At 32.6% G+C, this 12,448-nt stretch carries 11 protein-coding genes; 9 read left to right on the top strand and 2 right to left on the bottom strand.

The features are described from left to right. The first annotated feature begins 79 nt into the window (after positions 1 to 79). Positions 80 to 838 (top strand): SIMPL domain-containing protein, encoded by a 759-nt coding sequence (locus tag HALSA_RS06835; protein ID WP_013405861.1) that lies wholly within the window; start codon positions 80 to 82, stop codon positions 836 to 838. 62 nt (positions 839 to 900) lie between these two features. On the opposite strand, the gene HALSA_RS06830 is transcribed toward HALSA_RS06835, so the two are convergent. Both HALSA_RS06830 and HALSA_RS06825 read right to left on the bottom strand, forming a co-directional pair. Further along, on the bottom strand, positions 901 to 1,572 hold the full coding sequence (locus HALSA_RS06830) for a potassium channel family protein (protein WP_013405860.1): 672 nt from the start codon (positions 1,570 to 1,572) through the stop codon (positions 901 to 903). Positions 1,573 to 1,595: 23 nt separating this feature from the next. After that, entirely contained in the window at positions 1,596 to 3,086 is a 1,491-nt protein-coding gene (locus tag HALSA_RS06825; RefSeq protein ID WP_013405859.1) for a TrkH family potassium uptake protein, read from the bottom strand. 132 nt (positions 3,087 to 3,218) lie between these two features. Between HALSA_RS06825 and dprA the strand changes: the two genes are divergently transcribed. The 8 genes from dprA (at position 3,219) to tsf (ending at position 12,346) form a co-directional block, all read left to right on the top strand. Beyond that, on the top strand, positions 3,219 to 4,364 hold the full coding sequence (gene dprA, locus HALSA_RS06820) for a DNA-processing protein DprA (RefSeq protein ID WP_013405858.1): 1,146 nt from the start codon (positions 3,219 to 3,221) through the stop codon (positions 4,362 to 4,364). Between the two features lie 420 nt (positions 4,365 to 4,784). Continuing rightward, positions 4,785 to 5,264, top strand: coding sequence for a DUF494 family protein (locus tag HALSA_RS06815; RefSeq protein WP_013405857.1), 480 nt, complete (start codon positions 4,785 to 4,787; stop codon positions 5,262 to 5,264). Positions 5,265 to 5,293: 29 nt separating this feature from the next. Further along, the gene (gene topA / locus HALSA_RS06810; protein WP_013405856.1) at positions 5,294 to 7,369 is read left to right on the top strand and encodes a type I DNA topoisomerase; all 2,076 of its coding nucleotides are present in this window, start codon (positions 5,294 to 5,296) and stop codon (positions 7,367 to 7,369) included. Positions 7,370 to 7,585: 216 nt separating this feature from the next. Continuing rightward, entirely contained in the window at positions 7,586 to 8,155 is a 570-nt protein-coding gene (gene hslV / locus HALSA_RS06805; protein ID WP_013405855.1) for an ATP-dependent protease subunit HslV, read from the top strand. Next, on the top strand, positions 8,127 to 9,521 hold the full coding sequence (gene hslU, locus HALSA_RS06800; RefSeq protein WP_013405854.1) for an ATP-dependent protease ATPase subunit HslU: 1,395 nt from the start codon (positions 8,127 to 8,129) through the stop codon (positions 9,519 to 9,521). The genes hslV and hslU overlap by 29 nt, the downstream gene beginning before the upstream one ends. 31 nt (positions 9,522 to 9,552) lie before the next feature. Beyond that, positions 9,553 to 10,335: a GTP-sensing pleiotropic transcriptional regulator CodY gene (codY, locus tag HALSA_RS06795; protein ID WP_013405853.1), complete on the top strand. Its 783-nt coding sequence runs from the start codon at positions 9,553 to 9,555 to the stop codon at positions 10,333 to 10,335. Positions 10,336 to 10,581: 246 nt separating this feature from the next. After that, positions 10,582 to 11,340: a 30S ribosomal protein S2 gene (gene rpsB, locus HALSA_RS06790; protein WP_013405852.1), complete on the top strand. Its 759-nt coding sequence runs from the start codon at positions 10,582 to 10,584 to the stop codon at positions 11,338 to 11,340. Between the two features lie 106 nt (positions 11,341 to 11,446). Next, entirely contained in the window at positions 11,447 to 12,346 is a 900-nt protein-coding gene (gene tsf / locus HALSA_RS06785) for a translation elongation factor Ts (RefSeq protein ID WP_013405851.1), read from the top strand. Positions 12,347 to 12,448: the final 102 nt, after the last annotated feature.

Here is a 12,448-nt window from a genome sequence, read left to right as displayed (position 1 = left end):
ATCTAATAAGAGGAATTATAATATTAAATATTTTTTAAAGTTTTAAATCTTAAAATAAGAGAAAGATGGAGGGGTTTTAATGAACAGAAATGCTGGTTTATTTTTAGTTTTTTTAGCTTTAATACTGCTTTCGGTTTTGGTTATCAACGGTTTGTATTTTAATACTAATGATGAGGTTGTTGCTCCAGAAGAAGTGGTAGAAGAAAGGGTAGAGGAAGACTATATAACAACAAGTTTAAGTATTTCTCAACAAAAAGAATTTGATCCAGAAATAGTTGATGTAGTGCTCGGTTTTGAAAATGAAGACCAGGAACAATCAGTGGCTGTTAGAGAAAACAATGAAATTGTAAGTGCTCTAATGGATATTTTAGAAGAGGAAGATCTTGAAAGTTTAGAAACTCAATATTTTAGGGTTTATCCATTTACTCGCTACGAAGATGAAGAAAGAGTAACATATTACAGAGTTTCTAACCAATTAAAATTTAGAACTGAACACTTAGAAGAACTGCCGGTATTATTAGGCAGATTGCTTGAAGCAGGAGCAAATAGGGTGGTAAGTTTAGATTATAGGTTAAGAAACAATGAGGCTGCCCTTGATGAAGTAACTGCAATGGCTTTAGACAGTCTGAAAAGTAAATCAGCCTTTATTGCTCAAAATTTAGATAAAGAAGATTATAGAATTACCAAATTAAATATGGGTCGTCAGGATATTTATGGTGCTGATATGCTTCAATCTGTTGGAAGAAGAAGTGCAGAAGCGGACTCGATGGAAGTACCGGTTAAGGAAGAAAAAGTCAATATAAGTGTATCTCTATCTGCAGAAGTAGAATTATATTAACTTAATATTTAAAAAGAAAAACTCCACTACTCAATTTTTTATACCGGGCAGTGGAGTTTTATCTATTTTTCAAGCAAAAAATTTGCTGCTTTTTCCATATCAGTTTTAGAGGCTACTAAAAAGACCTGATTACCGGCAAAGATCTCTCTGTTACCTCGGGGAACTATGTAACGGTCCATTTCTTTATCAAAAATTCCAGCTATTATACAATTTTCTGGAAAGTTTTCCTGGCTAACTATTTCCGATATTTTTTTACCTGATATTTTTGACTCTTTAGGAATAGTTAAAATAGATACCTCAGCTTTTCCATCACCAAGTGAAGCAACTTTTCGCACATCAGGTTCTTCAATATCAGTTATAAATCTATCAACAATCAACTCCATAGTTGCTGCTATATTTGTTGCACCAGCCATTTTATAGGCACTCTTATACTGTGGTTCTCGCATTCTGACCAAGATCTTTTTTACCCCAAAATTTTTAGCCAGGAGTGAAAAAGAAAGGTTATCCGCATCATTTCTCATAACAGCGATTGCCACATCACATTTTTCTATACCTGCTTCTTTTAAAATATCGATCCTTGTTGCATTACCCAATACGGTAACAGCTCCATAACGGCTGTAAACCCTCTCTGCTACCTGCTGATCTTTTTCAATAACAATTACATCATGATCATTAACCAGATTTTTTGTTAAGTTACTACCCGCTATTCCTCCACCTGCTATTATTATGTACATAATTTATACCTCCAGAGTTATTTTTAATTTTGCCATGCTTTTTTAGAAAATAATATTATAACTGGTAAGATTTCTAACCTCCCTGCCAGCATACCAATTATATAAGTTGTCTTCACTACAGGTGATATATTTGACATTTCTTCTACACTAAAAAAGAAAGGCCCAATATTACCCATGGCTGAAAACATGCCAGAATAGGCCTGCCAGCCATCTAAATGAGAAAATAAAGAGGTTATTATTCCACCAACAACAATCAAAACTAGCCAGAAGGTAAAGATTCCTGTTAATTTGTTGAGCTCATCTTTTCTGATGATTTTTCTGTCAACAGTTACAGGTAAAACTGCATGGTTTGGTAAATATATTTTTTTTACCTCTCTTTTAAATAATGCTCTTAAAATATTTAAACGCATAATTTTAATACCACCGGAAGTAGACCCAACACAACCTCCAATTAACATGAAAGCTAAAAATAGCTGTCTGGCTGCTGCAGGGAAAAAAGCAGAGTTAATATCTTTGGTGGCATAACCGGTTGTTGTTAAAATTGAAGTGACCTGAAAAATAGTTCTTCTAAATACTTCTTCCACCGAAATTCCAGGAGCAGTTTCTAATGTTATAATAACCAAACTTAAAAAAATAGTTGAATAAATAATTATTTTCACCATAGTTCTGAACTCAGAATTATTTTTAATGCTTTCAAAGTCTTTTTGAAACAATCTATAATGAAGTAAAAAGTTCACTCCACCTAAAAACATAAAAAATGTTATTACATATTCAATTAAGATATAATTACTATAATTATTGGCAGCAAAATGGGCAACACTTGCATCATAGCTGGAAAATCCACCTGTAGAAAGGGTAGTAAAACTATGAGTAAGTGCATCAAAAGGTGAAAGCCCTAGTATAATTAATAATAAAGTTTGCAATAACATAAAACCTAAATAAATAGACCAGAGAATTTTAACAGTTTTAAAAACATTTGGCACAGGTCTAGATACATTGATTTTATGGCTCTCTGCACTAAATAGCTGCCAGGTTTCTCCTTTAGCTCTTGTTGAAACTAATAAGAAAAAAGTTAAGATACCCAGTCCTCCCAGTAACTGAATCAAACTGCGCCAGAAAAGTATTGATCTGGGCATAAGTTCTAAACCAGTAAAAACTGTAATTCCAGTAGTTGTAAACCCACTTACCGTTTCAAATAAAGCATCAATAAAAGATTTTTCTATCCCAATCATAAAGGGTAGAGAACCTAAAATTGAAACTAATATCCAGCCTAATGCACAGAGCAGCATAGCTGTTGTTAAATCAATATATGTTTTTTCTTTATCAGTGGGAAGTTTTAAAAGAATACCTGCTGCAAAAGAAATAATAATAGAGTAATAAAAAGCCTGATAAATTTGTCTACCATCCTGATAATAAAAAGAAACTACTAAAGGAATTACTATCATAATAGCTAAAATAAAACTTAATGAACTAAGATAATAAAAAATTGTATTATACTTAGTGGATTTTATCAATTAAAAGCCCCCCTGTTATTATTCGCTTGTTTATTTATTCTATAAATTTTATCATCTTCCTGTAAAAAAATAAATTATACTTGCTATTATTCAAATCTAACTATATAATAATTTTAGAATAGGAGGTAAAATATGGATAATATAGAAGAGTATTATTTAATTTATTTGAATTCAATTAGAGGTTTTGGGCCTAAAACGATTCATGAACTTTATCAGAAGTTAAAAAGGATTTCAAAGCTCTGGAAATTAAAGAAAAAAGAATTGAAAGCTTTAAATTTAAATTCTAAAAAAATTAATTCTTTCCTTAATTGTAAAGGTGATTTTAATTATTATCAATTAAAAAAATCTTTAAAAGAAAAAAATATAAATTTTCTAACCTTATATAATAGCAGATATCCAAAAAAATTAATGAATATTTATGATCCACCTCCTGTAATATTTTATCAGGGCCAGCTTAATTTCAATTTACCGGCAGTAGCAGTGATTGGTTCAAGGAAATCTACTCTTTATGGCCGCAAAATAGCCTCTAAAACTTCCGCAGCTTTAGCAGCTAAAGGAATAAACATCATAAGTGGTATGGCCAATGGAATAGACAGCACCGCTCATAAAGGAGCTTTAAGTGTAGAATCTGGTATTACAACTGCAGTTTTTGCCAATGGCTTTAATTATATTTATCCATCAGAAAATAATTATCTGGCTAAAAAAATAAAAAAAGAAGGTTTATTAATTACAGAATTTAATCCAGAGATACCACCAAAGGCTGGTAATTTTCCAAGAAGAAATAGAATAATCAGTGCTTTAGCAGATTTAATACTGGTAGTAGAGGCAGGTAAAAAAAGTGGAACCTTAATTACTGTTGATTATGCCTTAGAACAGGGTAAGGATATAATGGCTGTACCAGCTAATATTGATCGACCAACTGGAGTTGGCTGCAACAAACTTTTAAAAAAAGGAGCTGCTGTTTTTACAGAAGTACAGGATATACTGGATTATTTAAACAATTATCTACAAAAAGAACGGCCGAATGCAGATTTTATCCAGGATAGAAATGAGCTGCAGAAAGTTTATCCTGAGTTAAATTATGATGAAAAAAAGATTTTATACCTTTTTCAATATGAGTTAGAAATCTATTATGATGATCTAATAAGATTAAGTAATTTGACTACAGACAAAGTAGATAAAATTCTGATAAAATTCGAATTAATGGATTTAATCCAGCGCTTAAAAGGAAAAAAATATCGATTTAAGGGTTTACAAAATCTACTCAAACCAATATAATGATATACTAGTTAAAGATTTTATAATATTTTTCTTCATTTTTAGTAAAGAAAACTACTTCGACCATGTGTTTTAAAATGAAGATATAGCGCGACGGTCTCGATGACCAAGTGCTGAGTCGACCATGCGTAATAAAATGAAGATATAGCGCGAAGGCCTCGATGGCCTAGTACTGAGTTATCCATCCGTTCTATAAAAAGACTTAGAGTGACGGTCTCGATGACCTAATATCTAAATTATCCATGCGTAATAAAATGAAGATATAGCGCGAAGGTCTCGATGACCTAGTGCTGAGTTATCCATCCGTTCTATAAAAGAAAACTCAGAGTGACGACCTCGATGGTCTAATGCTAAATTATCCATTCGTAATAAAATGAAAATTTAGCGAAAGGAGATTATGGGCTTAAATGCCAGAATAATATGAATAAAAATGTAATTGAAATATTAACCTTATTAATGCAAATATTTATAGACAAGATTGATTTGTTGTCTTTAAAAAAAGATATAACCGACAGCCTTGAAGAACAGGGCTATGAACTTGAAGATATAAATAAAGCTTTTGAGTTTATGTATAAGGACCCATTTGCTGTTTCTGAAAATGATTTTTATAGTGATCAAAAAGATAGCGGTTATAATAGAGTTTTCACCAAAATAGAAAAGCTGTATTTTGATGATGAGGTCAAAAATATAATTATTAAATTAAATAAATCTGGACTTTTAAATACAGAAAAATTAGAAGTTATAATTGATCAACTTTTAAGTATGGCCTTTTTCAATAATTTAACTATTGAATCAATGTGGGATGTTATTGATGAAATAGTTGAAGATGATTATAAGCTTTATATAATTTCGGAGAGTATAAATGAGTTTAATGGAAAAGCAATAAAATTTCAAATGTAAACTACGAGTTTACTGGAGGTATAAATTTAATGGCAAAGAAGAACAAAAATCTAGTAATTGTTGAGTCACCCGCAAAGGCAAAGACTATTGCAAAGTTTTTAGGTAGAAACTATAAAGTTAAAGCTTCAATGGGACATGTAATTGACCTTCCAAAAAGCAAAATGGGAATAGACATCGAAAATAATTTCGAGCCCAATTATATAACAATTAGAGGTAAGGGTAAGACCCTGGCTAAATTACGCAAAGAAGCCAAAAAAAGTAATGAAGTTTATTTAGCAACTGACCCTGATAGGGAAGGTGAAGCTATTTCCTGGCATTTATCACATGCACTTAAATTATCTGAAGAAGATAATAACAGAATAGAATTTAATGAAATAACGAAAAATGCAATTAAAAATGCTATCAAAAAGCCCCGCCAGATTGATAAAAATCTGGTAGATGCTCAACAGGCTAGAAGACTTTTAGATAGGCTTGTTGGCTATAGACTTAGTCCTCTGCTCTGGAAAAAAGTTCGTAAAGGACTCAGTGCAGGAAGGGTACAAACTATAGCAGTTAAGTTAATATGTGAACGTGAAGAAGAAATTAGAAACTTTGAAGAAGAAGAATACTGGACGATCGATGTTGATTTAAAAAAAGATAAGGATAAATTAACGGCCAGTTTATACAGAATAGATAATAAAAAATACAATATTGATAGTGAAGAAGCAGCAAATAAAATAGTTTCTGATATCAAAAAAGAAGATTTTGAAATAATAAAGGTTAAAAAACGCAAAAGACGTCGTAATCCGAAATCAGCTTTTACAACAAGTACCCTACAGCAGACTGCTTCTAGCAAACTAAACTATTCGGCTAAAAAGACTATGTATTTAGCCCAACAGCTTTATGAAGGTATGGATATAGGTAGTTCAGGTTCTGTTGGTTTAATAAGTTATATTAGAACTGATAGTACCAGACTTTCCGAAGAAGCTAAAGCAGGTGCTGCAAAATATATTGAGGCTGAATTTGGAGATAAGTTTTTAAGATCTAAAAAGAAAAAAAAGAAAAAAAATAAAAATTCACAGGATGCTCATGAAGCTATCAGGCCGACTGATACCATGAGAACTCCTGATAAAATGAAAAAACATTTATCAAAAGATCAATATAAATTGTATGATCTAATCTGGAGGAGATTTGTTGCCAGTCAGATGAGTCCTGCTCTTTATGAAAGTATTTCTGCTCAATTTAAAGCAGGTGAAAAATATAAGTTTAGAGTAAGTGGGTCTAGATTACTCTTTCCCGGTCATTTAATTTTAACCGGTAAAGCAAAAGAAGACAAAATAGATCTGCCTGTTTTAAAAGAGGGAGATGTTTATAAACTCCAGGATGTTAAACCTGAACAGCATTTTACTAAACCACCTGCCAGATTTTCTGAGGCAAGTTTAGTTAAAACTTTAGAAGAAGAGGGGATTGGTCGACCAAGTACTTATGCGCCAACACTTTCTACAATAGTTTCTAGAGATTATGTTGAAAAAGATGGCAGATATTTAAAACCTACCGAATTAGGTGAAACTGTAACTGAATTATTATCTGAATATTTCCCTGATGTTACTGATGTAGAATTTACTGCAAGTTTAGAACAGAGATTAGATGAAATTGAAAAGGGAAATGAAGACTGGAAAAAATTATTAAAAGACTTTTATCAGCCTTTTTATGAAAGGCTTGAGCATGCTAGAGAAAATATGGAAAGAGTGCAAATCGTAGAAGAAACTGATGAGGTATGTGAAGTATGTGGGAAGCCAATGGTTGTTAAATACGGACGATATGGTAAGTTTTTAGCCTGTTCAGGTTATCCTGACTGTAAAAATACTAAACCATATTTGATCAAAACTGGTGTAGACTGTCCCGAATGTGATGATGGTGAAGTAATCGAAAGAACTTCTAAAAAAGGCAGGACATTTTTTGGCTGTAGTAATTATCCTGAGTGTAATTTTATGGCCTGGAATAAGCCTGTTGAAAAACCCTGTCCCGAATGTGGTGGAGTGATGGTTGAAAAAACCACTAAGGCAAAAGGTGAACATTATAAGTGTATTAATAAAGAATGTGGACATACTGAAAAAGCTGAATAAAATGATCGGGTATGCTTAAATTATAAAAAAGCAGTTTTAATAATTCTAACACTACTATAAGATTATAACTTTATTATTAACTGTTAAAAATTATGTGAAAACAATAGCATACCCTTGATTTTTTTCTGTTTTCATGTTAATATAAAGCAAATAGGTTGAAATATTTTGAATCGTGTGACAATTTAAATAAGTTTATAAGTGAAGGAGGAAAATAAATTGTCAATTACAGAGTTTGAAGCAACTACCATAGTTGCTGTTAGACATAACAATTGTATGGCCCTGGCCGGTGATGGTCAAGTAACACTCGGCAATACAGTAATGAAAAGTACCGCAAAAAAAGTCAGAAGATTATATAACGGAGAAATTTTAGCTGGTTTTGCCGGAACTTCTGCAGATGCCTTTACTCTGTTTGAAAAGTTTGAAGCTAAACTTGAAGAGTATCATGGCAGTTTGCAAAGGGCAGCCGTAGAGCTTGCCAAAGAATGGCGAACAGATAAAATTTTAAGAAAACTTGAAGCTTTGCTAATTGTTGCAAATCTGGAGGAAATTTTAATTATTTCTGGTAATGGTGATGTGATTGAACCTGATGCAAATATTTCTGCAATCGGTTCTGGTGGTCCTTATGCTAGAGCTGCTGCATCTGCATTAAGCAATCACGGTAATGACCTTAGTGCCGGAGATATAGCCAGAGAAGCACTACAAATAGCGGCTTCTATTTGTATTTATACCAATGAAAATATAACTTTAGAGGAACTTGATGGAGGTGAGTCCAAAAATAGTGAATAATGAATTAACTCCCAAAGAGATTGTAAGTGAATTAGATAAATATATAATTGGCCAGGATGATGCAAAAAAATCTGTAGCAATAGCTCTCAGAAATAGATATAGACGTAAACTGGTTAGAGATGATATGAAAGATGAAATTATTCCTAAAAATATTTTGATGATTGGACCAACTGGAGTTGGTAAAACAGAAATAGCAAGAAGACTTGCTAAAATTGCCAGGGCTCCATTCATTAAAATTGAAGTCACCAAATTTACTGAAGTTGGTTATGTAGGTAGAGATGTGGAATCTATGATAAGAGATATCACAGAGACTTCGATTAGAATGGTAAAAGAACATAAAATGGAAAAAGTAGAAGTGGAAGCAGAAAAAATGGCAATTGAAAGAATTGTTGATATTATGCTTCCCGGTAAAAACAAGAAAAAAGATGATTATTTTAGTAAAATGGCTGATAAAGATGAAAGTAAAGATGAGCTTGATGATAGAGTTAAAGCTCGTCGTCAGAGAATGTTCGAAAGAATTAAAGAAGGTAAGTTAGATGATCATAAAATTGAAATCGAAGTTGAAGCAAATAGCCAGCAGATGTTAGAAGTATTTTCTGGCTCTGGGGTGGAGGAAATGGGCATTAATTTTCAGGATATGCTGGGCAATATATTTCCCTCTAAAAAGAAAAAGAAAAAAGTTACTATCAAACAGGCCAAGGAAATATTAAAACAGTCAGAGGCTCAAAAATTGATTGATATGGAACAGGTAAAGTCAGAAGCAATCGATAAGGTTGAAAATGATGGTATTATCTTTTTGGACGAAATTGATAAAATTGCCGGAAGAGAATCAGGCTCAGGTCCTGAAGTATCCCGCCAGGGTGTACAGCGTGATATCCTACCTATAGTCGAAGGATCAACTGTAGTTACCAAACACGGCTCAGTTAAAACTGACCACATATTATTTATTGCTGCAGGTGCCTTCCATGTTTCTTCTCCAGCTGATCTAATCCCGGAATTACAGGGTCGATTTCCACTAAGGGTTAATTTAAACAGTTTAAGCAGAGAAAATTTCAAAGATATTCTTTTATTACCACAAAACTCTCTGATTAAACAATATAAAGCTTTGCTGGAAACAGAAGGTGTGGAGATCGAATTTAGTGAAGAAGCTGTTGAAGAGATATCAAATTTTGCTTTTGATATTAACGAAGAAACAGAGAATATTGGTGCTAGAAGATTGCACACTATAATGGAAAAATTACTTGAAGATCTTTCATTTGAAGCACCGGGATTAGAAACAGATAAAATTATCATTGATGTAGATTATGTTCATGATAAACTGAAAGATGTTGTAGCAGATAAAGATTTAAGTAAATATATTTTATAACTATTAAAAATTTAAATTGGAGGAGATAACAATGGGAAGTTTACTAGAAAAAAGCAGAAAAATTAACAGATTACTTCAGAGAACTGGAGGCAATGCAGTTGATTTTTCAGATATGGCTTATGTTTTAAAAGAAGCAATTAAGTGTAATGCATATGTTACAAGTAAAAAGGGTAAGATTTTAGGTTACAGTCTTTTAGATGATTTTGAATGTGATATAATGGAAGATAAGGTAATAAGTAAGGGTGAATTCCCTGAAGAATATAATCAGGGTTTACTTAGAATTAGAGAAACTAAATCTAATATTGAACAAAAAGAAGGTAAGTGTGTATTTGCCGAAGGAGAAGACTGTCTATTTGAAGATAAATTGACTACCATCGTTCCTGTTATTGGTGGTGGAGATAGATTAGGAACCCTGGTTTTGGCTAGATATGGTTCTAAATTCGATGATGAAGATTTAGTTTTAGGTGAATATGGGGCATCGGTTGTGGGGATGGAAATTTTAAGAGCCCGCAGTGACAGGGTTGAAAAAGAAGCTCGCAAAAAAGCTGCAGTTCAAATAGCTATAGATACACTTTCCTATTCTGAATTAGAAGCTATTGAACATATTTTTGAAGAACTGGATGGAGAAGAAGGCTTATTAGTAGCTAGTAAAGTAGCAGATAGAGTCGGTATAACCCGTTCAGTAATTGTTAATGCTTTACGTAAATTTGAAAGTGCTGGAGTTATAGAGTCCCGTTCTTTAGGAATGAAAGGAACCTATATTAAAGTGCTTAATGACAACTTGCTTCCTGAGTTAGAAAAATTAAAAGCATAATATAAGACCTCCTCTCTAAGAGAGGAGGTTTTTTTAAAATCTTTTTGGATATTTTAGACAATTTTTAATATTTTCGAAAAACTTATTTTGCTAAAAAAACTTGATAAATCTCAAATACTATGGTATACTTTTTTGTGGCAAAATACACACGACAGTTGATCTAAATGCTGGTGCTGTATTTAATACAGTTGTGTTTAGAGATGATGCTGTCGGAGGCTATAAAACCGGAAAGGAGGTGCAGGAGTTATGTCAGTAGTAAACATGAAACAACTCCTCGAATCGGGTGTTCACTTTGGTCATCAGACTAAAAGGTGGAATCCCAAAATGGAACCATATATTTTCACCGAAAGAAATGGAATCTATATCATTGACCTGCAGCAGACAGTTAAGTTAATTGACAAAGCATATAATTTTGTTAAGGAAGAAGCTGCTGAGGGCAAAAAAGTTCTTTTCGTAGGAACCAAAAGACAGGCTCAAGAAACCGTTAAAAAAGAGGCAGAAAGATGTGGTATGCCTTATGTAAATCAACGGTGGCTTGGTGGTATGTTAACAAACTATCATACTATTAAAAAGCGTATTGACCGCTTAGATGAGCTTGAAGAGATGGAAGAAGAAGGTATCTTCGAAGTTTTACCTAAAAAAGAGGTTATTGAATTAAATAAAGAACATGATAAACTTGAAAGATTCCTCGGTGGAATTAGAAATATGAATGGTCTTCCAGATGTAATCTTTATCACAGATGCTAAAAAAGAAGATATTGCCGTTAAAGAAGCAATTAAATTGGATATTCCAATCGTTTCGATTTTAGATACAAACTGTGATCCAGATTTAATAGATTATGTCATTCCAGGTAATGACGATGCTATTAGAGCAGTTAAATTAATTACCAGTGTTATTTCTGATGCAGTACTTGCTGGAAAACAGGGCAGACAGGAACAAAAAGCCCAGGAACAGCAGGAAGCTGAAGCAGAAGCAGTTCAGGCTGAAGCAGACACTGAACAATAATTAGCAAAGATTAAAAGCGTTGGTGAAGTTTTTAGCTTTGCCGCGCTTTTTTTATAAGACTTTGTTAGATTAAAGTTAAATAACTACTTAAAGGAGGTAATTTTTGATGGGCGTTACTATGAAAGATATAAAAGAACTTCGCTCCCGCACAGGTGCCGGTGTGCTTGATTGCAAAAAGGCTTTGAATGCTGTTGATGGCGATGTAGAAGCTGCTGTTGAGCATTTGAGAGAAAAAGGTATCTCTGATGCAGCTAAAAAAGCAGGCAGGATTGCTGCAGAGGGACTTGTAAGTTTAAATATTAGTGATGATCGTAAAAAAGGTATTTTAGTTGAGGTTAATTCTGAAACTGATTTTGTGGCTAAAAATGATAAATTTCAAAATCTAGTAGCTGATATTACAGAACATGTAATGCAGAGTGATGCAGATAATACTGATCAAATAGCTGAAGAAAAATGGTATAAAAACAGTGATAAAACTGTAAATGATATCATTAAAGAAGCTATTGCCAGTATTGGTGAAAATATTAATTTAAGAAGATTTGTCAGTTATGAAAGTGATGGGTTTATTTATGGCTATATTCATTTAGGTGGAAAAATTGGTGTTTTAGTTGATTTTGAAGATGAATTTTCTGCTGAAAAAGAAGCTGTAGCTAAGGATATTGCTATGCATATTGCAGCAATTAATCCTGATTTTCTTGATCGCGATTCAGTTAGTGAAAACTATATCGAAAAAGAAAAGAAAATCTATAAAGAGCAGATGATTAATGAAGGTAAACCTGAGCACATAATTGATCAGATAGTTGAAGGTAAATTAAATAAATATTATACTCAAGTATGTCTATTAGAACAGCCATTTGTTAGAGATGACGAAAAAACTGTTGCAGATATTCTTGAAGAAAATGATTTAACCGTAAAAAGATTTACCCGCTTTGAAATCGGCGAAGGTATTGAGAAAAAAGAAGATGACTTTGTTGCCGAAGTAAAAGCTGCTACTAAAAATCAATAATAATTAAAAAAGGAGAGCACTATTAAGGGTGTTCTCTTTTTTTAAGTAAATTTGTTTTTTAATAAAGGAATTAGCTTAAAATTAGAGAATAATATTTAATGG

This window comes from Halanaerobium hydrogeniformans, from assembly GCF_000166415.1.
Lineage (GTDB): Bacteria > Bacillota > Halanaerobiia > Halanaerobiales > Halanaerobiaceae > Halanaerobium > Halanaerobium hydrogeniformans.
The sequence above is the reverse complement of the archived record's forward strand: the minus strand, read 5'-3'. Positions and strand labels throughout refer to the sequence as shown.